This is a genomic window from Allobosea sp. P5_A5, from assembly GCF_056400625.1.
On record NZ_JBFUKY010000003.1, the window covers coordinates 248,091 to 267,640 of the forward strand.

21 protein-coding genes and 1 riboswitch are annotated in these 19,550 nt (G+C 65.4%); of the genes, 7 read left to right on the forward strand and 14 right to left on the reverse strand.

Annotation, left to right across the window (positions count from 1 at the left end):
* Positions 1-5 precede the first annotated feature (5 nt).
* From thrC to coxB, 9 genes are all read right to left on the reverse strand, one after another.
* On the reverse strand, positions 6-1,421 hold the full coding sequence (gene thrC / locus AC1DR6_RS08025; protein ID WP_476828671.1) for a threonine synthase: 1,416 nt from the start codon (positions 1,419-1,421) through the stop codon (positions 6-8).
* A 71-nt stretch (positions 1,422-1,492) separates the two neighbouring features.
* Positions 1,493-2,257, reverse strand: a complete 765-nt coding sequence (locus AC1DR6_RS08030; protein WP_476828672.1) for an SURF1 family protein — start codon at positions 2,255-2,257, stop codon at positions 1,493-1,495.
* On the reverse strand, positions 2,254-2,628 hold the full coding sequence (locus tag AC1DR6_RS08035) for a DUF983 domain-containing protein (protein WP_476828673.1): 375 nt from the start codon (positions 2,626-2,628) through the stop codon (positions 2,254-2,256). The genes AC1DR6_RS08030 and AC1DR6_RS08035 overlap by 4 nt, the downstream gene beginning before the upstream one ends.
* 79 nt (positions 2,629-2,707) lie before the next feature.
* Entirely contained in the window at positions 2,708-3,571 is an 864-nt protein-coding gene (locus tag AC1DR6_RS08040) for a cytochrome c oxidase subunit 3 (protein ID WP_476828674.1), read from the reverse strand.
* Positions 3,572-3,622: 51 nt separating this feature from the next.
* A complete protein-coding gene (locus AC1DR6_RS08045; RefSeq protein ID WP_476828675.1) occupies positions 3,623-4,234 on the reverse strand; it encodes a cytochrome c oxidase assembly protein in 612 nt (203 codons plus the stop codon).
* Entirely contained in the window at positions 4,234-4,407 is a 174-nt protein-coding gene (locus AC1DR6_RS08050) for a hypothetical protein (protein ID WP_476828676.1), read from the reverse strand. The genes AC1DR6_RS08045 and AC1DR6_RS08050 overlap by 1 nt, the downstream gene beginning before the upstream one ends.
* Positions 4,404-5,351: a heme o synthase gene (locus AC1DR6_RS08055; RefSeq protein WP_476828677.1), complete on the reverse strand. Its 948-nt coding sequence runs from the start codon at positions 5,349-5,351 to the stop codon at positions 4,404-4,406. Before AC1DR6_RS08055 ends, AC1DR6_RS08050 begins: the two co-directional genes overlap by 4 nt.
* 251 nt (positions 5,352-5,602) lie before the next feature.
* The gene (gene ctaD, locus AC1DR6_RS08060; RefSeq protein WP_476828678.1) at positions 5,603-7,225 is read right to left on the reverse strand and encodes a cytochrome c oxidase subunit I; all 1,623 of its coding nucleotides are present in this window, start codon (positions 7,223-7,225) and stop codon (positions 5,603-5,605) included.
* Between the two features lie 19 nt (positions 7,226-7,244).
* Complete coding sequence (gene coxB, locus AC1DR6_RS08065) at positions 7,245-8,099, reverse strand: cytochrome c oxidase subunit II (RefSeq protein ID WP_476828679.1); 855 nt, start codon at positions 8,097-8,099, stop codon at positions 7,245-7,247.
* Positions 8,100-8,510: 411 nt separating this feature from the next.
* Between coxB and AC1DR6_RS08070 the strand changes: the two genes are divergently transcribed.
* From AC1DR6_RS08070 to AC1DR6_RS08100, 7 genes are all read left to right on the forward strand, one after another.
* Complete coding sequence (locus tag AC1DR6_RS08070; protein ID WP_476828993.1) at positions 8,511-9,002, forward strand: invasion associated locus B family protein; 492 nt, start codon at positions 8,511-8,513, stop codon at positions 9,000-9,002.
* On the forward strand, positions 8,999-9,598 hold the full coding sequence (locus tag AC1DR6_RS08075; protein ID WP_476828680.1) for a hypothetical protein: 600 nt from the start codon (positions 8,999-9,001) through the stop codon (positions 9,596-9,598). Before AC1DR6_RS08070 ends, AC1DR6_RS08075 begins: the two co-directional genes overlap by 4 nt.
* A 76-nt stretch (positions 9,599-9,674) precedes the next feature.
* Positions 9,675-9,773, forward strand: a riboswitch (glycine riboswitch).
* Between the two features lie 157 nt (positions 9,774-9,930).
* Positions 9,931-11,130 carry a glycine cleavage system aminomethyltransferase GcvT gene (gene gcvT / locus AC1DR6_RS08080; protein ID WP_476828681.1) on the forward strand — a complete coding sequence of 400 codons (1,200 nt, stop codon included), beginning with the start codon at positions 9,931-9,933 and terminating at the stop codon, positions 11,128-11,130.
* A gap of 52 nt (positions 11,131-11,182) precedes the next feature.
* Positions 11,183-11,557, forward strand: a complete 375-nt coding sequence (gene gcvH / locus AC1DR6_RS08085) for a glycine cleavage system protein GcvH (RefSeq protein ID WP_476828682.1) — start codon at positions 11,183-11,185, stop codon at positions 11,555-11,557.
* Between the two features lie 124 nt (positions 11,558-11,681).
* A complete protein-coding gene (gene gcvPA, locus AC1DR6_RS08090) occupies positions 11,682-13,022 on the forward strand; it encodes an aminomethyl-transferring glycine dehydrogenase subunit GcvPA (protein ID WP_476828683.1) in 1,341 nt (446 codons plus the stop codon).
* Positions 13,022-14,596, forward strand: coding sequence for an aminomethyl-transferring glycine dehydrogenase subunit GcvPB (gene gcvPB / locus AC1DR6_RS08095; RefSeq protein WP_476828684.1), 1,575 nt, complete (start codon positions 13,022-13,024; stop codon positions 14,594-14,596). The genes gcvPA and gcvPB overlap by 1 nt, the downstream gene beginning before the upstream one ends.
* 274 nt (positions 14,597-14,870) lie before the next feature.
* Complete coding sequence (locus AC1DR6_RS08100) at positions 14,871-16,115, forward strand: L,D-transpeptidase family protein (protein WP_476828685.1); 1,245 nt, start codon at positions 14,871-14,873, stop codon at positions 16,113-16,115.
* 582 nt (positions 16,116-16,697) lie between these two features.
* Here AC1DR6_RS08100 and AC1DR6_RS08105 read toward each other — a convergent pair.
* The 5 genes from AC1DR6_RS08105 to AC1DR6_RS08125 form a co-directional block, all read right to left on the reverse strand.
* The gene (locus AC1DR6_RS08105; protein ID WP_476828686.1) at positions 16,698-17,174 is read right to left on the reverse strand and encodes a F0F1 ATP synthase subunit B family protein; all 477 of its coding nucleotides are present in this window, start codon (positions 17,172-17,174) and stop codon (positions 16,698-16,700) included.
* Positions 17,175-17,185: 11 nt separating this feature from the next.
* Positions 17,186-17,800 carry a F0F1 ATP synthase subunit B family protein gene (locus AC1DR6_RS08110; protein ID WP_476828687.1) on the reverse strand — a complete coding sequence of 205 codons (615 nt, stop codon included), beginning with the start codon at positions 17,798-17,800 and terminating at the stop codon, positions 17,186-17,188.
* Positions 17,801-17,895: 95 nt separating this feature from the next.
* Positions 17,896-18,123, reverse strand: a complete 228-nt coding sequence (locus tag AC1DR6_RS08115) for a F0F1 ATP synthase subunit C (RefSeq protein WP_038360954.1) — start codon at positions 18,121-18,123, stop codon at positions 17,896-17,898.
* A gap of 62 nt (positions 18,124-18,185) precedes the next feature.
* On the reverse strand, positions 18,186-18,950 hold the full coding sequence (locus tag AC1DR6_RS08120) for a F0F1 ATP synthase subunit A (protein ID WP_476828688.1): 765 nt from the start codon (positions 18,948-18,950) through the stop codon (positions 18,186-18,188).
* 42 nt (positions 18,951-18,992) lie between these two features.
* Positions 18,993-19,343, reverse strand: a complete 351-nt coding sequence (locus AC1DR6_RS08125; RefSeq protein WP_476828689.1) for an AtpZ/AtpI family protein — start codon at positions 19,341-19,343, stop codon at positions 18,993-18,995.
* Positions 19,344-19,550 lie beyond the last annotated feature (207 nt).

Below are 19,550 nucleotides of genomic sequence, written 5' to 3' on the forward strand. Positions count from 1 at the left end.
GACGCTCACGCCGCGGCTCCCCGGACGGCACGGGCGCGGGTGCGCACGAAGGCCTCGACCGCGCCGAGATCATTGGGAAGCAGAATCATGCGCTCCTGCCGTTCCATCAGGTCGGCGAGGTGCGCCGGGAGCACCGGCACGATGCCGCTGGCGGCCTCGACGGCAGCCGGGAACTTGGCTGGATGGGCCGTGCCGAGCACGACGACGGGGGTCGCGGGCTTGCGTGCCAGCTGCCTGCGGGCCGCGCCGACGCCGATCGCGCTGTGAGGATCGAGCAGATAGCCGCTCTCGGTCCAGGTTTCGCGGATCTCGGCTGCGATTTCCGTCTCGCTCAGCGCCGTCGCATCGAACTCGCTGCGGATGCGCGCGAGGGGCTCGGGCCCGATCTCGAACCGGCCCGACTGCTGCATCGACTGCATCAGCCCGCGCACCGCTGCGCCGTCGCGGCCATGGGCCTCGAACAGGAGCCGCTCGAAATTCGACGAGATCTGGATATCCATCGAAGGCGAGGTCGTGGCGTGGACACCGCGCATCTCGTAGACGCCGCTCGCCAGAGTGCGCGTCAGGATATCGTTGCTGTTGGTGGCGATGGTCAGCCGCTCGATCGGCAGCCCCATCTGCTTGGCGACCCAGCCGGCGAGGATGTCACCGAAATTCCCGGTTGGCACCGCGAAGGAAACCGGCCGCGCCGGCGCGCCGAGGGACACGGCAGCCGTGAAATAATAAACCACCTGCGCCGCGATGCGCGCCCAGTTGATGGAATTGACGCCTGAAAGGCCGATCTCGTCGCGGAAGGCGTGATGGTTGAACATCGCCTTCACGAGATTCTGGCAATCGTCGAACGTGCCCTCGACCGCGATGGCGTGGACGTTGTCGGCATCGACCGTGGTCATCTGCCGGCGCTGCACATCGGACACGCGGCCCTCAGGATACAGGATGAAGATGTCGACGCTCTTCAGCCCCTTGAAGGCGTCGATGGCGGCCCCGCCGGTATCGCCGGAGGTCGCGCCGACGATCGTGGCGCGCTGCCCGCGCTGGCCCAGCACATGGTCCATCAGCCGCCCGAGCAACTGCATCGCCACGTCCTTGAAGGCGAGCGTCGGGCCGTGGAAGAGCTCAAGCACGAAGAGATTGTCGCCGATCTGCGTCAGCGGGCAGACGGCCGGATGCCGGAAGGTCGCATAGGCGTCGCGGATCATCGTGCCTAGCGCCTTGGGCTCGATATCGCCGTCGCTCAGTGCGCCGACGATGCGCTCGGCCACCGCCGCATAGGGCTGGCCGGAAAAACCGGCGATCTCGGTGGCGTCCAGGCGCGGAAAGCTTTGCGGCAGATAAAGCCCGCCGTCGCGGGCGAGCCCGGCCAGCAGGGCGTCGGAAAAGCTGAGCGCCGGGGCTTCGCCCCGGGTGGAGACATGCAGCACGTCTGAAAGCCTTTGTGGGTGAACGATGATGCTATAGGCCGGTCCGCCGCTTTGGGCAAAACCTGTGAGCGTCAGTCGACAGGCGCCCGCTTTCGGGCCTGGAGCGAAAACACCGAGAAGACACCGATCAGCGTCGCTGCCAGTCCAAACCAGGTCAGCGCGTAGGACAGGTGATTATCGGGAATGCGGTCGATCAGCTCGCCGACATCGACACCGGCCGGCGGGGTCATGCCGTCGCCCTCGCGTTGCTCCTCCAGATAGAACGGAGCCGGCGGCAGGCCGAGCGCGGCGGCGATGCCGGCCGGGTCGCGCGTGAAGAATTCCCGGCGCCCCGGCAGATCATCCGGCGTAAAGGCATTGCGCTTTTCCGCTGCGCGCAGGAAACCGCTCACCGTCGCCGGGCCGCTCAGGGGACCGATCTGGCTGGCGCGGGCCTCCGGCACGAAGCCGCGATTGACCAGGATGGTGCCACCATCCTCCAGCCTGAACCCCTGGAAGATCCAGCGGCCGAACCCGGAGAGCTGCCGCGAGCCGGGGGGGCCGGCTGCGATCGTGGTGCGAACGCCGGCAACGCTGTCGCCGATATATGCGCCCTTCGCGGCGATATGCGTGAGGTCGAGCGTCGCGGGGTCGAGCTTGACCCAGTCGGTGCTGGGCGGCATCGCTGCCGGCGCCCCGGCGGCCTGCAACGTCAGCCGCTCGATATAGGCGTGCTTCTCGCCCATCCGCTCGATCTGCCACATCCCCAGCCCGCACAGAATGACGGTTCCCACCACTGTCAGCAGCGTTGGGAAGACGAGGCTCGTCCGCTTCACCGTGCCCGCTGCGCTGGTCATCGCTTGAGCCGACCCTCCTCGGCCTGGTGGGTATATTGCAGCGCGACCGCCAGCCCCTTCATGGGCCGCAGCAGCCCCAGGCAAACGAGGGTGGCGAGGGGCAGCCACATCGCCAGATGCAGCCAGATCGGCGGCTCATAGGCGATCTCGACGTAAAGAGCGCAACCCAGCACCAGGAAACCGGCGATCAGCATGATGAAGACCGCAGGCCCATCCGCCGAATCGGCGAATTTGTAGTCGAGCCCACAGACGCTGCAGCGCGGTCTTACCCGCAGGAAGCCCTCGAAAAGCGCGCCTTCGCCGCAGCGTGGGCAGCGACCGGTCAGCCCGGTCTTGTAGGGCGAGGGCAGGGATGGGCTTATCTCGGGCATGAAAGACCCTCCGAAAGAGCAAAGGCGGCCTCGCGGCCGCCCTTTTTCGCAGGTGACCGCTGAAAATCGCGGTGTCGGCTCAGTGCCCGGCTGCGGTCGCTGCGCCGGCGCCCCAGACATAGATCGAGGCGAACAGGAACAGCCAGACCACGTCGACGAAGTGCCAATACCACGCGGCGAACTCGAAGCCGAGATGCTGGTCGGGCTTGAAGTGGCCGAGATAGGCCCGGTAGAGGCAGATCGCCAGAAAGATCGTCCCGATGATGACATGGAAACCGTGGAAGCCGGTCGCCATGAAGAAGGTCGCGCCGTAGATGTTGCCGCTGAACGCGAAGGTGGCGTGCGAGTATTCATAGGCCTGGCACAGCGAGAACAGCGCGCCGAGGATCACGGTCAGCCAGAGGCCCTGCTTCAGCCCGGCGCGGTCGTTGTTGATCAGCGCGTAATGGGCCCAGGTCACGGTCGTGCCCGAGGTCAGCAGGATCAGCGTGTTGAGCAGCGGCAGGTGCCAGGGATCGAAGGTCTCGATCCCCTTCGGCGGCCAGTGCCCGCCGGTGAAATCATAGCGCAGGAAGTTGATATGCTCGCCTGAGAACAGGCTCGCGTCGAAATAGGCCCAGAACCACGCGACGAAGAACATCACTTCCGAAGCGATAAACATCATCATGCCGTAGCGGTGGTGAAGCTGCACCACGCGGGTGTGGTGACCTTCCTTCTCCGCCTCGCGGACTACGTCCATCCACCACGACAGCATGGTGTAGAGCACGCCGAGTACACCGACGCCGAAGAGCAGCGGGCCGAGATGCATGCCGCCGATCGGCAGCGCCTTCATCCACATCACGGCGCCGATCGCCATCACGGTCGCGCTGCTCGCGCCGACCAGCGGCCACGGGCTCGGATCGACGAGGTGGTAGTCGTGGTGCTTGGTGTGGGCCCCGGCCATAATCGGTCTCCGCGTGCGGCTGTTTCGTCCGCGCTTCGTAACGAGCGCGTTTTACAGTTTTGGGTTGGTGGCGTCACCCTCGGCGGAGCCGGCCCGGCCTTCGACGACCGGCTGCCCTGCCTTGGAGGCGAAATAGGTATAGGAAAGCGTCAGACCCTTGATCCCGTCGAGCTCGTGGTTCTGTGCGATCTCGGGGTCGATATAGAAGACCACCGGCGCCTCGAAGCTCTCGCCGGGCTTCAGCGTCTGCTCGGTGAAGCAGAAGCACTGGATCTTGACAAAATAGGCGGCGCTCTGCTCGGGCGTGATGTTGTAGGTCGCGATGCCCGTGACCGTGCGGTCCGAGCGGTTCGTCATCTTGTAGAACACGGTTTGCGTGATGCCGACCTGCGCCTTGATCTCGGGGCTCTCCGGCGTGAACGTCCAGCCCAGGCCCGGCGCGACATTGGCGTCGAAACGCACGGCGATCGTCCGGTCCAGCACCTTGCCGGTCGCTGCGGTGCCGATCTTCGGCGTGCCGCCGAAGCCCGTCGCCTTGCAGAACAGATCGTAAAGCGGCACGGCGGCAAACGAGAGGCCGAGCATTCCGAAGGCCGTGCCGACGCAGATCAGCGCCGTGCGGCCCAGGTTTTTCGGGCGGACCGGATGCGGAGCCGTCTCCATCACAGCGGCCGGTTCATGATCGCGGGGCCGGTCTTCACCAGCGTCACCACGAAAAAGAACACGACAAGCCCGGCCAGGACCAGTGCAAGCGCGACCGAACGCCGGCGACGCCGGGCCATGTCTTCCGGCGAGAAGGGAGCCGGAGTGCGAGGAGGCTGTCCGTTCTCGCTCATCCGATCACCTTCGGCAGGGCCCACATTAGGCCAAGGCTGTTCTCGGCGAGCAGGACGACGAAAAGCAGGAACAGATAAAAGATCGAGAAGCCGAAGAGCGAATAGCACGCCTTGACCGCGGCCTCTCCCTCGCTGCGCCGCCAGACGCGGAAGGCCAGCACGACCATCGCAAGCCCTGTGGTCACCGATGCGACCAGGTAGATCAGGCCGCCAAAGCCCATCAATGCGGGCAGGACGCCGACCGGCGCCATGATCAGCGAATAGAGCACGATCTGCCGGCGTGTCGCGGCGGGGCCGGCAACGTTCGGCATCATCGGAATGCCGGCGCGCGCATAGTCGCCCGACTTGACCAGCGCCAGCGCCCAGAAATGCGGCGGAGTCCACAGGAAGATGATCGCGAACAGCACCAGCGAGTGCCAGCCGAGATGCCCGGTGACGACGGCCTCGCCGATCATCGGCGGAAAGGCGCCGGCCGCGCCGCCGATGACGATGTTCTGCGGCGTCGAGCGCTTCAGCCACATCGAGTAGACGACGGCATAAAAGAAGATCGTGAAGGCCAGCAGGCCGGCCGCCAGCATGTTGGCGACGAGGCCGAGGACCAGCACCGCGCCGACCGAGAGCGTCAGCCCGAAGGCCAGCGCTTCGGATGGCAGGACGCGACCGGACGGAATCGGACGCTTGGCCGTCCGGCTCATCAGCGCGTCGATATCCGCATCATACCACATGTTGAGGCAGCCGGACGCGCCGGCTCCGACCGCGATCGCCAGAAGCGCCGCGGCCGCCAGCACGGGATGCACGGAGCCCGGCGCCGTTGCCATGCCGGTCAATGCCGTCAGGATCACCAGCGACATCACCCGCGGCTTCAGCAGCGCGAAGAAATCGCGGGCTTCGCCGGTCGAGGCGATGCCGGTGCCTTCGGAGCGGGTATCGAACGCAGCGGACATCGATCGGTTCGTCTTCGTACTCTGACAGGGGCGCCCGTGAGCGGGCGCGACATCGGTGCGGCGTCTTAAAAGGTGCCGCCCGTCTCCGGAACGCCTGCGACGAGGCGCTCGGGAGAGGGGCTGCGACGGGCTGGTCGCCCGTCGCCTTTGGCATCAGACCGAAAAGTGGAAGCCACTTTTCGGATAAATCTGATGCTTCAGCAATCAGCAGGATTATCGCGCGTCAAATCAACGCGCGATAATCGAAGTCTTCAGTGGTCCGAGCCGGTGATGCGCGGCAGCGTCTCGAACTGGTGGAAGGGCGGCGGCGAGGACAGAGTCCATTCCAGTGTCGTCGCGCCTTCGCCCCACGGATTGTTGCCTGCAAGCTCCTTGCGGCTGAAGGCCACGGCGATGCCGTAGAACCAGACCAACAAACCGCCGGCGAAAATGTAGGAGCCGATCGAGGACCAGAAGTGCCAGCCGGCGAACGCGTCGGGATAGTCGACATAGTGACGCGGCATGCCCGCAAGCCCGAGGAAATGCTGCGGGAAGAACAGCAGATTCGCGCCGATGAAGGCGATCCAGAAGTGCAGCTTGCCGATCCAGTCCGGGAAGATGTAGCCGGTCATCTTCGGGAACCAGTAATAGAAGCCCGCGAAGATGCCGAACACGGCGCCGAGCGACAGCACGTAGTGGAAATGCGCCACGACGTAATAGGTCGCGTGCAGCGAACGGTCGACACCCGCATTGGCGAGCACCACGCCGGTGACGCCGCCGACGGTGAACAGGAAGATGAAGCCGATCGCCCAGACCATTGGCGCAGTGAAGCGGATCGAGCCGCCCCACATCGTCGCGATCCAGGAGAAGATCTTGATGCCAGTCGGCACCGCGATGACCATCGTCGCGAACACGAAATAGCGCTGCGTGTTGAGGGAGAGGCCGGCGGTATACATGTGGTGCGCCCACACGATGAAGCCGACGACGCCGATCGCGACCATCGCGTAGGCCATGCCGAGATAGCCGAAGATCGGCTTCCTCGAGAAGGTCGAGATGATGTGGCTGACGATGCCGAAGGCCGGCAGGATCATGATGTACACTTCGGGGTGACCGAAGAACCAGAACAGGTGCTGGTACAGGATCGGATCGCCGCCGCCGGCCGGATCGTAGAAGGTCGTGCCGAAATTACGGTCGGTCAGCAGCATGGTGATCGCGCCGGCCAGCACCGGCAGCGCCAGCAGCAGCAGGAAGGCGGTGACGAGCACGCCCCAGGCGAACAGCGGCATCTTGTGCATGGTCATGCCGGGCGCGCGCATGTTCAGGATGGTGGTGATGAAGTTGATCGCGCCCAGGATCGAGGCCGCGCCGGCAAGATGCAGCGACAGGATGCCGAAATCGACCGAAGGACCGGGATGGCCCGAGGACGAGAACGGCGGATAGAGCGTCCAGCCGGTGCCGACGCCGTTGACGCCGGGCGCGCCCGGAACGAACAGCGAGATGCAGAGCAGGACGAAGCCGGCGACCGTCAGCCAGAACGAGATGTTGTTCATGCGCGGGAACGCCATGTCCGGCGCGCCGATCATCAGCGGTACGAACCAGTTGCCGAAGCCGCCGATCACCGCCGGCATCACCATGAAGAAGATCATGATCAGCCCGTGGCCGGTGACGAAGACGTTGTAGGTCTGGCCGCTCGCGAAGATCTGCATCCCCGGATACATCAGCTCGATGCGCATCATGATTGACAGGAAGCCGCCGACCAGCCCTGCCATGATCGCGAACAGCAGGTAGAGCGTGCCGATGTCCTTGTGATTGGTGGACAGGAGCCAGCGACGCCACCCGGTCGGGTGGTCGTGCGCGGCGTCGTGGCCGTGAGCGTGCTGAGCCGCTGTCGCCATCGTGGTCTCTCCTCGAATCTTACTGCGCAGCCGCGGCGAGCTTGCGGCCCGCATCTTCGGCATTCGCGAATTTCTGCTTCGCTTCGGTGAGCCAGGCGGCATAGCGCTCCTGGCTGACGACGCGGATGGCGAGCGGCATGAAGGCGTGGTTCTGCCCGCAGATGAAGGAGCACTGGCCGTAATAGATGCCCTCGCGGTCGGCCTGGAACCAGGTCTCGTTTAGGCGGCCGGGAATGGCGAGAAGCTTGATGCCGAAGGAGGGAATCGTGAACTGGTGGATGACGTCGGCGCCCGTGACCTGGACGCGGACGATCTTTCCGACCGGCACGACGGCCTCGTTATCGACGGCGAGCAGGCGCGGCGCCTCATCGGCCGCGATCTTCTTCGACGCGATGGCCTCGGCGCGGGCCTTTTCGTCGAGCATCAGCGAATCGAAGCCGAACGGGCTGCCGCCCTCCTGCGCGTATTCATAGGACCAGTACCACTGCTTGCCGGTGACCTTCAGGGTCATGTCCGGCTTGGGCACCTCGAGCTGCAGCTTGAGCAGGCGGAAGGAGGGGATGGCGATCACGACCAGGATCAGGACCGGGATGATCGTCCAGGCCACCTCGAGCAGCGCGTTATGCGTGGTCTTGGAGGGAACCGGGTTGGCCTTCTCGTTGAAGCGGAAGACCACATAGATCAGCAGGCCCGCCACGAAGACCGTGATCACCGTGATGATGATGTTCAGCCAATCGTGGAACCAGTGAATATATTCCGACACGGGCGTGGCAGCGCCCTGCAGGTTCATCTGCCAGGGAGAGGGCATGCCGGTTCCGGCTAAGGCTGGAACGCTCGCAAGCGCGGCGACGGCCAGGGCGGATGCGGCCGGCATCGCAAGTCTCCTGCTCGGAAATTGGGTCCTGCTCAGAAATCGCATCGGTCCGACATAGCTCCTCGATCGGCCTGCGTGGAAGCCGAAGCCTGGTCCACGCGTAACGCGGCGACTGCGCGGCCGCCTCGTTCTTCGGGATTGCGATAAATCAAAGAAGCCGGTTACGCCAGAGGGCAATGCTAGGCTTGCGCGGGGTCCTGCGGCATAAAGGCGCGCAACGGCCGTGAGTGCTCTCTCCGGAGGGGCCATGGCGCCTTGACAGGGCGGAGCCTGCATGGTCCGAACGCATTTCTGACGATTGTCCGGGCTTGTCGCGGCGCTGTCGGGTTTCGCCCGATTCTCCCGAAGGTTCTGTTTCGACCGTTGCGGCGGTTTTGGAAGAAGGTGCTTGGGATGACGAGGATCCTCGGGATGGTCGGCGCTCTGGTGCTGGCGCTCTCGGCCACGAGCCTCTCCGCCAGCTCCGCTTTTGCGCAGGGCGCGGTGCGTTCGACACATGGCGACTGGCAGATGCGGTGCGAGACGCCGCCCGGCGCCAAGGCCGAGCAATGCGCGCTCGTCCAGAACGTCGCTGCCGAGGACCGGCCCAATCTGACGCTGCTGGTGATCGTGCTGAAGACGGCGGATCAGAAGAGCCGCCTGCTGCGCGTGGTCGCGCCGCTCGGCGTGCTGCTGCCCTCCGGGCTCGGCCTCAAGATCGACGACAAGGATATCGGCCGTGCCGGTTTCGTTCGTTGCCTGACGACGGGCTGCGTCGCCGAGGTGGTGATGGACGATACGCTGCTTGGGCAGCTCAAAGGCGGCAAGACCGCTACATTCATCGTGTTCCAAACGCCGGAGGAGGGGGTGGGCGTGCCCGTTTCCCTCAACGGCTTCGGACCTGGCGTGGAGGCGTTGCCGTGATCGATCGGGCTTTGAATGCGGGCTGCTGGCTCGCTTTGCCGCTGCTGGGCCTTGGCCTTGCCAATTGCGGCGGGTCGATCCTGCCGAAGGACAGCACGGCGCTCAACGTCATCATGTTCCAGTCGGCGACGCCGCCGGCGCCGGATCAGTTGAAGAAGGAAGACGAGGTCCAGCCGATCGTCTGCCCGGAGGTGATCGTCGCCGACGGAGGCGCGGCGATCCGCGCCCAGTCGGGCCAGGACAGCAGCGGCCTGCGCTACCAGGTTTCGATCAACGACGTCGCGCGGGAATGCACGCCTACGGGCAACGGCGGCTTCCGGCTCAAGGTCGGCGTGCAGGGCCGCGCCTTGCTCGGGCCGACCGGCAGCCCCGGCAGCTATGGCGGGACGCTGACGATCACGGTGACGCTGGACGGCAAGCTCGTGGCGCGGCGCACCGCCCGTGTCGGCGCGACGATCCCCGGTGGCCAGACCGGCGCGGATTTCACGCATATCGAGGATGGCATGGTCGTGCCGCCGGGCAGTGGCGAAGTCGAGGTCATCGTCGGGCTTGGTCAAGGCGGCTCTGCCCCGGCAGCGCGCAGCCGCCGTCGATAACGTCGGCTTCTGCGCGGAAAGAGGGCGTTGCCTGGATTGACTGAGTCGGCGCGTCCTGTATCTCTGCCTGCAGCCGTATATCCCCGCGGGAGAGACCGGGTCTGATCCGTCAGGCCCGGCGCCGAAGGCGCAACCGCCCCGGAAACGCTCAGGCAAAAAGGACCGCTTGGGGATTTGGCGCTCTGGAAAGCGGCGGAAGCGATTCCGCCCACCGACGGGCGTAACCTGTCCGCGCTTATGGCGTGGCGGGGAAATCTCTCAGGTTCCAAGACAGAGGGGGCGCGCTCCGGACATCCGTCCGGCGCTTGCGCTCGATTCTGGAAGGGGCCGCCATGGCTTCCGAAGCCGCTGACGCCGAAACTGCCGACGCCCGGACTGCCGATGCCGCAGTTCCGGCCGTGCCTGTCGCTCTGGCTGCGCCTCTAAAAACCCCGCTCCATTCTCGTCACGTGGCGCTCGGCGCCCGGATGGTGCCTTTCGCCGGCTATGACATGCCGGTCCAGTACCCCATGGGTATCCTGACCGAGCACAAATGGACCCGCGAGAAGGCGGGGCTGTTCGATGTCTCGCATATGGGCCAGGCCTTTCTCGTCGGTCCCGACCACGAGACCACAGCGAAGGCGCTGGAGGTGCTGATCCCGGCCGACATCGTCAACCTCGCTCCGGGCAAGCAGCGCTATTCGCAACTGCTCAACGAGGACGGCGGCATCCTCGACGATCTGATGGTGACGCGCCCGCTCGATCCCGAGGAGGATGGCGCGCTTTATCTCGTCGTCAACGCCGCCTGCAAGGATGCCGACTATGCCCATATCCAGGCGCGTCTGCCGGCCAATGTGCGACTGATCCGCGCCGAGCATCGCGGCCTGGTCGCGCTACAGGGACCGGGTGCGGAAGCAGCGCTTGCCAAGATTGCGCCCGAGGCCGCCGAAATGGGCTTCATGACCTCTCGCACCATGAAGGTGGCCGGTATCAAGGCCAATGTCAGCCGCTCCGGCTATACCGGCGAGGATGGCTACGAGATTTCGGCTGCTGCGTCGAAGATCGGCGAAATCTGGGACACGCTGCTGCTCGACGGCCCGGTCAAGCCGATCGGCCTGGGCGCGCGCGATTCGCTGCGCCTCGAAGCGGGTCTGTGCCTCTACGGCCACGACATCGACACGACGACATCGCCGATCGAGGCGGCGCTCAACTGGTCGATCCAGAAGCGCCGACGCGAGGAGGGCGGTTTCCCCGGCGCCGCCCGCATCCAGCGCGAACTCTCGGACGGCGTGCCGCGTATCCGCGTCGGACTGCTGCCTGAAGGCCGGGCGCCGGCCCGCGAGGGCAGCGAGATCGCCACGATGGAGGGCGAGATCATCGGCATCGTGACGTCGGGTGGCTTCGGCCCCACGCTGAACGGCCCTTGCGCCATGGGCTACGTCACCAAAGCCCACTCCGCGCCCGGCACGCAGCTCACGCTCATCGTGCGCGGCAAGCCGCTGCCGGCTGTGGTCGCGCCGATGCCGTTCGTCCCCAACGGCTACAAGCGCTGATCGAGCTTTCTGGTTTTTTCGCCCGTTATTGCTATTTCGCCAGGAGGAACCCATGGCTGAGACCCGCTACACCAAGGATCACGAATACATCCGCATCGAGGGTGACACCGGCACCGTCGGGATCTCCGACTATGCCCAGAGCCAGCTCGGGGACGTCGTCTTCGTCGAGCTGCCTGAAATCGGCAAGGCACTGGGCAAAGGTGGCGAGGCCGCCGTGGTCGAGAGCGTCAAGGCCGCCTCCGAGGTCTATGCGCCGATCTCCGGCGAGGTCGTCGAAGTGAACAGCGAACTCGAGGCCGCGCCCGGCACCGTGAACGAGGACCCGGCCGGCAAGGGCTGGTTCCTGAAGCTCAAGATCAAGGATGCGGGCGAGCTCGAAAGCCTGATGAGCGAGGCCGAGTACCAGGACTACGTGAAGTCGCTCTGACGCCGGACACCCGTCGTTCCCGGGCGGCGCTTAGCGGCGAGCCGGGGGGTTTCGTGACGAGCAGGCACGGGTTCAAGAGATGCTCGGGTCGGGCCCGGGCGTGACGCCATTTTGAGGAACATTGATGCGCTATCTCCCGCTCACCAAGACCGACCGCGAGGATATGCTCGCGCGCATCGGCGTTCCCGATATCGATGCGCTGTTCAGCGACGTGCCGGCAGACAAGCTGCTGAAGACGCCGGTCGATCTGCCCCGCGCCAAGGGCGAACTCGAGGTGGAGCGCATTCTGGGCAAGATGGCGGGCAGGAACACCGCGGCCTCATCCGTGCCCTTTTTCGTTGGCGCGGGTGCCTACAAGCACCATGTCCCGGCGACGGTGGACCACCTGATCCAGCGCTCGGAATTCCTGACGAGCTACACGCCCTACCAGCCCGAGATCGCGCAGGGCACGCTGCAATATCTCTTCGAGTTCCAGACCCAGGTCGCCGCGTTGACCGGCATGGAGGTCGCCAACGCCTCGATGTATGACGGCTCGACCGGCACGGGCGAGGCCGTGCTGATGGCGCATCGCGTCACCAGGCGCCGCAAGGCGGTGCTCTCGGGCGGCCTGCACCCGCACTATACCGAGGTCGTGAAGACGCTCTCCGAGATGGCAAGCGACGAGGTCGTCGCGCTCGAAGCCGACGTCTCGGCCAGCGAGGATATTCTCGCGCGGATCGACGACCAGACCTCCTGCGTCGTTGTGCAATCGCCCGATGTCTTCGGCAATCTGCGCGATTTGAGGCCAATCGCCGAGAAGGCCCACGCCCATGGCGCTCTGCTGATCGCCGTCTTCACCGAAATCGTCTCGCTTGGCGCTGTCGTGCCTCCGGGCGCGCAGGATGCCGACATCGTCGTCGGCGAAGGCCAGTCGATCGGCAACGCCCTGAATTTTGGCGGCCCCTATGTCGGGCTCTTCGCGGCAAAATCGAAATATATCCGCCAGATGCCCGGCCGGCTCTGCGGCGAGACGGTCGATTCGACCGGGCAGCGCGGCTTCGTGCTGACGCTCTCGACCCGCGAGCAGCATATCCGCAGGGACAAGGCGACCTCGAACATCTGCACCAATTCCGGCCTCTGCGTGCTGGCCTTCACCATCCACATGACGCTGCTGGGGCAGGCGGGGCTGACGCGCCTCGCCGAGGTCAACCATGCCAACGCCGTCAAGCTCGCCGATCTGTTGGCAGGCGTGAAGGGCGTCTCGGTGCTAAACGAGACCTTCTTCAATGAATTTACCGTGAAGCTGCCCAGGCCTGCGGCCGACATCGTCGAGGCTCTGGCCGCCAAGGGCATCCTCGCCGGTGTGCCGGTCTCGCGGCTGCTGCCGAAGGCCGGTCTCGACGACCTGCTGCTCGTCGCCTCGACCGAGGTGAATACCGATGATGACCGGGCGGCCTTCGCGGCGGCGCTCGCGGAGGTGCTGTGATGCTGAACCGTCAGGGACGCCCCACTCAGGGAGGCGAGGTCGCTCAGGCCGAGCACCCCACCTTCACCGGCAACCGCGCGCTTCAGCAGATCGAGCCGCTGATCTTCGAGATCGGCCATCACGAATCCACCGGTGTGGATATCGAGGCACCTGCGCCGTTCAAGTCGCGGCTGGGCCAGCACATGCGCCAAGGCGAGATCGGCCTGGCCGGCCTCTCCGAACCCGAGACGATGCGCCACTATGTGCGCCTCAGCCAGAAGAACTACGGCATCGACACGGGCCTGTTCCCGCTCGGCTCCTGCACGATGAAGCACAATGCGCGACTGAACGAGAAGGTCGCGCGGCTTCCCGGCTTTTCCGATGTGCATCCGCTTCAGCCGACATCGACCGTGCCGGGCGCACTCGAGCTAATGCTGGAACTTTCGCGTTACCTGATGACGCTGACCGGCATGCCGGCCGTCGCGCTGAGCCCCAAGGCCGGCGCCCATGGCGAGGCCTGCGGCATGATGGCGATCAAGGCCGCGATCGCCGCCAAGGGCGAGGGCGCCACCCGCACTGTCGTGCTCGTGCCCGAATCGGCGCATGGCACCAATCCGGCGACCGCGGCGTTGATCGGCTTCTCGGTGAAGTCGGTGCCGGCCCGCGCGGATGGCACGGTCGCAGTCGAGGACGTCAAGGCTCTGCTTGGGCCCGACATCGCCGCGATCATGCTGACCAACCCGAACACCTGCGGCATCTTTGAGCCGCAGATCGTCGAGATCGCCGCCGCGCTGCATGAGGCGGGCGCCTATTTCTATTGCGACGGCGCCAACTTCAACGCGATCGTTGGCAAGGCCCGTCCGGGCGATCTCGGCGTCGATGCCATGCACATCAACCTGCACAAGACCTTCTCGACGCCGCATGGCGGAGGTGGTCCCGGTGCTGGCCCGGTCGTGCTTTCCGAGCGTCTGGCGCCCTTCGCGCCCGTGCCGTTTATCCATGTCGAGAACGGCAGGCCGGATCTGATCGAGTCGCGCGAGGATGCCCCGGCGGGCAACCAGCCTTTCGGCCGGATGACCGCGTTCCACGGCCAGATGGGCATGTATGTCCGCGCGCTGGCCTATATGCTGAGCCACGGCGCCGACGGCATGAAGCAGGCCTCCGAAGACGCGGTGCTGAACGCCAACTACATCCGGGCGGGCTTGTCAGACCTGATGACATTGCCCTTCCCGGATCATCCCTCGATGCACGAGGTGCTGTTCGATGACGAGTGGCTGAAGGGCTCGGGGGTCTCCACGCTCGACTTCGCCAAGGCGATGATCGACGAGGGCTATCACCCGATGACGGTTTATTTCCCGCTCGTCGTGCATGGCGCGATGCTGATCGAGCCTACCGAATCGGAATCGAAGGCTGCGCTGGACCTCTTCATCGCCACCTTGCGCGATCTCGCCATGGCCGCGAAGGGCAACGACAAGGAGCGCTTTACCGCCGCTCCGCATCACGCCCCCCTGCGCCGGCTCGATGAGACCCGCGCCGCGCGTCAGCCCGTGCTGAAATGGACGCCACCCCAGCCAGTGCAAGCGGCGGCGGAGTAACGCGCTGGGTTGGGGCGGGGCGTCATTCTCGGGCTTGACCCGAGAATCTCCGGACGAGGAGGTAGGGGAGCCTCCATCCGTAACGGAGCCTCCTCCGGCATAAGATGCTCGGGTCAAGCCCGAGCATGACGACCGGACCGAATGACTTTGCATGTGCTATCCCTGACGCCTCACGTCAGTATGGTGAAGGGCAACCCGCGCTCCTTAAACATTCCTTGACCATGTCCGGGAATGATGGCCCCCGTGCCGCCTTGCGCGGCTCGGGGGTTCTTCGATGTTCCTGCGTAACGCCATCCTCGCGACGGCGACGATTGCCGCTCTCTCGGTGCAGCCTGCCCGTGCCAACGAGCCGAGCTACGGTCCCAACACCTATGATCGCACGCTCGAGGCCCTGATCGCGCATGAGGATGTCGCCTCGCGCGGCGGCTGGCCCCGGGTACCGGGGGGTGCAACCGCACTGAAGCCGGATGCGACGGGGCCTGATGTCCTGGCACTGAAGCAGCGGCTCCTTGCCAGTGGCGACCTGCCGGCGGAAGCGCTCCCCGGAGATCTCTACGATGCCACGGTGGTCGAGGCGGTGAAGCGCTTCCAGCGCCGCCACGGCCTGTCGGACCTCGGCACTGTCGGCCGCCTGACGTTGAAGGCGATGAATACGCCGGTCGAGGCGCGCTTGAACCAGCTCACGGCGACGCTGGAGCGGCTCAAGGGCAACGGCTTCAATTTTGCCCATCGCTATGTCGTGGTGAACATCCCCGGCGCCAGCGTCGAGGCTGTCGAGGACGGGCAGGTGAAAGAACGCCATCTGGCGATCGTCGGCCGGGCGGATCGGCCCTCGCCGGTGATCCAGGCCAACATCACCTCGGTCAACCTCAACCCCTATTGGACGGTGCCGATGTCGATCGTGAAGGCCGACATCATCCCGCATATGCGCAAGGACCCGACCTTCATCGCGAAATCGAACATGAAATTGCTCGGTGCGGAGAACAAGGAGATCGATCCGGCGAGCGTCAAATGGGCGAGCCTGACCAACCCCTATTTCTACGTGCGCCAGGAGCCTGGCCCGACCAATTCGCTCGGCCAGCTCAAGATCGACATGCCCAATGGCGAGGCGGTCTACATGCACGACACGCCGAAAAAGACGCTGTTCAAGAACGATGTCCGCTTCAACTCGTCCGGCTGCGCCCGAATCGAGGGGGTGCGGGAGCTGGCCGCCTGGCTGCTCGACGGCACGGAATGGACCACGGCCGCAATCGACGCCGAAATCGCCAAAGGGGAGCGCAAGAACATCGCGCTGAAGAAGTCGGTGCCGGTCGCCTGGGTCTATCTCACGGCCTGGCAAGGCGCTGACGGACAGGTCCAGTTCCGCGACGACATCTATGGCCTCGACACGCCGCAAGGCATCGCCACCTCGACCGTGCAGGCCCGCAAGCCGAAGCCCAAGGCGGCTGCCATTCCTCCGGTCCGCCCGGTCAATACCGCAGGCGACGCGCCGGCTCCGGCGTCGACCATCCGCAACTGAGCCTCCTGGGCGCTTTCGGGATCGCTGTCACCGCTTTGATCGCCCGAGCACGCGGCCAAGATTCGCCGCCGATCGTTACCCTGCCGGCCGGTCGTTGCGATCAGGCCGCCTCGCGCTCGCGGGGCCGAGGATTGCGATGGCCGAATTCGCGGATAGGTGCCTGTGTAAGCCGAGGAAGCGTGCTCCGCTGCGGCGGGCAAGCTCCTGACAGGGGTGGGTGTCCTAGTCGGCCTCCCAATGCGCCGGTCTGGCCAGAACGCGGATAAAGTCCGGCATAGCCATGCCGGCCGAGCACGAACGGGAAACGCCCGGCTTCTGCCAGCCTCGACAGCAGCCCGTCGGTTCTGAGCCTGAGCCGGAGGGGATCTAAAGGCTGAGGGCGAGCGCGCCGGTTGTGAATGCTGCTACCAGCAGGCTTTCAAGCGGCCTGCACGGCGCCGAAAGTGTCGGATCGTTGTGGCCCTTCGAACCTCGACGACACGCGTCGCGCGCCACCCGGGCAGAGTTCGATCGCGCCGCCAAAGCAAAACGCCGCCCCGGTCGGGAGCGGCGTGTCTCGCTTGGTCAGGGGTACCGGCCGGCTCAGTTGAGCTTGGCGCGGACCTCGCTCAGGCCGGAGGAGAAGGCAGCCTCGCCGGCATTGCCGGCCATCTGGCCACGCAGGATGGTCGCAGCTGCCTTGGTCGCTGCCTCGGCCGCTGCGGCGCGAACCTCCGCCTCAGCCTGGCTTTCAGCCTGCGCGATCTTCTCCTGCGCCGATTTGGTCCGGCGCGCGACGAAATCGGCGAGCTTGGCTTCAGCCTCGGCCGCGAGGCGCTTGGCTTCGTCGTTGGCCGACGCGATGATCTCGGCAGCTTCGGCCTCGGCAGCCTTGCGCTTGGAATCGTACTCCGCCAGCAGCTTCTCGGCTTCCTGACGCAGGCGACGGGCTTCCGCCAGCTCCTGCGCGACACGCTCGCCGCGCGCGTCGAGCGCCTTCACGATCGTCTTCGGCACGCCGAAATAGCCAAGAATGGCGAGGAAGATGACGAGGGCTACACCGACCCAGAAGGTATCCATCGAAACTCTCCTCAGCCGCGAGTCAGGGCCTGGTCGACCGCAGCCGTTGCTTCGGCCGCCGTCGGCGCCTGGCCGGTCAGCTTGGTGACGATGGCGACGGCGATGTCGCCGCCGAGGTCACGCACATTGCTCATCGCGCTGGTCTTGGTCGTGGCGATGGTGGCTTCCGCCTCGGCGAGCTTAGCGGCAAGCTCCGCCTCCGTGGCGTGGCGCTGGGCGTCGCTCGCCTTGGCACCAGTCTCGCGGGCTGCCTGGGCGATGCCCTGGGCATTCTTGCGAGCCTCGGTCAGGGCTTTCTCGTAAGCCTGCGCCATCTCCTCTGCCTTGGCCTGCATGGCGTTGGCATTGTCGAGATCACGGCTGATCGTGCCGGCGCGCTCTTCCAGGATCGAGCCGACGCGCGGCAGCGCGACGGTCGACATCAGCCAGTAGAGGGCCGTGAAGGTGATGGCCAGCCAGAACAGATTGCTGGCGAAATGGGTGGGGTCGAAGGGCGGAAAGGACGAACCTTCGCCGCTTTCGCCATGCGGAGCAGCAGCCTGAGCCGCTCCAGCCACCAGAGTGGCGAGGCAGGCGAGGGCCAGTGCCCATCCTTGTCGCACGAACCCTGAAGAACGAACCGGCATGAGGAGCCTTTCAGCGCAAAATAGGGATCAAGTCGCGCCCGCCGCCATCGAAGGTCGGCGCGCGCGACTTGTAAAGCGGCAGTCGCGCGGAGGCGTCAGACCACGAAGAGCAGGACGAGCGCCACGACGAAGGCGAAGATGCCCAGGCCTTCGGCGAGCGCCGCACCGATGAAGGCGCGCGGGAACTGGCCGTCGGCGGCCGAGGGGTTGCGCAGCGCGCCGGAGAGGAAGTTGCCGAAGATGGTGCCGACGCCGATGGCGGCGAGGCCCATGCCGAGCGAAGCAAGGCCGGCACCGATGAACTTGGCTGCAACGGGATCCATGGTTTTTCTCCAGTGTGGAACGTTTTGACGGGTGGGATGAACTCTCGCGAGCGCTGCGACCTTTAGTGGCCGGGGTGCAGCGCGTCGTTGAGATAGACGCAGGTCAGGATCGCGAAGACATAGGCCTGCAGGAAGGCGACAAGGAACTCGAGCGCGGTCAGCGCGACCGCCAGCAGCAGCGGCAGCGGCGCGATCGCATAGTTCAGCACAGCGCCCGAACCCAGCAGCACGACGACGAAGCCGCCGAAGACCTTGAGCGCGATATGGCCGGCGAGCATGTTGCCGAACAGACGAAGCGACAGCGAAACCGGGCGCGACAGGAAGGAAACGGCCTCGATCAGCACCATGAAGGGCAGGAGCCAGCCGGGAACGCCCGACGGCACGAACAGGCCGAAGAAATGCGTGCCATGCTTGACGATGCCATAGACCAGCACGACGCCCATCACGAGGACGGCGAAGGCGGCGGTGACGATGATCTGGCTGGTGACGGTGAAGGAGCCCGGGATCATGCCGAGCATGTTGCTCGCCAGCACGAACATGAAGAGCGAGAACACGAAGGGAAAGAACTTCATGCCTTCGCGACCCATCACGCCGGTGATGGTCGAGGCGACGAACTCATACATCATCTCGGCGAGCGACTGCAGCCGGCCGGGGACGACCGAACGCTGGCTCGAACCATAGATCATCACCGCCGAAACGATGGCGAGCACGATCACCATCCACAGCGAGGTGTTGGTGAAGGACAGATTGAGGCCGAACGGCTTCAATTCCACGATCGGGTGGATTTGGAATTGGTGGATCGGATCGATTCCGCCGCCAGCCGCCATTGTTTCGTCCCTTGCCGTGCGGCCGGAGGCGGCCGCCCTTCGCTAGTTGTCCTTCGAGCCGCTGCCTGACCCGGAGGTCGGACGCGAGCCGAGCCGATAGACGGACCGGAAGCCGGCGATGGTACCGATCACCAGAAAGGCGATCAGCAGGAACGGAGAGGTTCCAAGCCATCGGTCGCCGAAGTACCCGATCAGGGCACCCGAGATGACACCACCTGCAAGATCCGTCGCGGCGCGAAAGCCCGAGGACATCGCGCCCGCAAGCGCCTTGTCCTCTCCAGCCGAGCTGGCGCCCGGCTTTCCGTCCGCCTCCGTCCGCTTGAGGGCGGACTTCAGGGAACCCAGTCTTGCGCGCAACTCCGAGTCTGAGGCGTTGGGTTCGGGCTCGGTCATGGTTTAACTCCGTTCTCATCGTGGAAACGCCACGATACGGCGAAAAACCAGTGCAACCTCGCCCAACCCGCGCATCGAGCCGTCGTCAGCAAGGCCTCCTTTATTGGCAGCCTCCTGCGCTGTCAAGGCAGGGAAGGAACGCCTAACGCATTGGAATATCTATAAATTCGGGCAAACTGCGACAATCTTGCCGGAATGCGGCGGGGA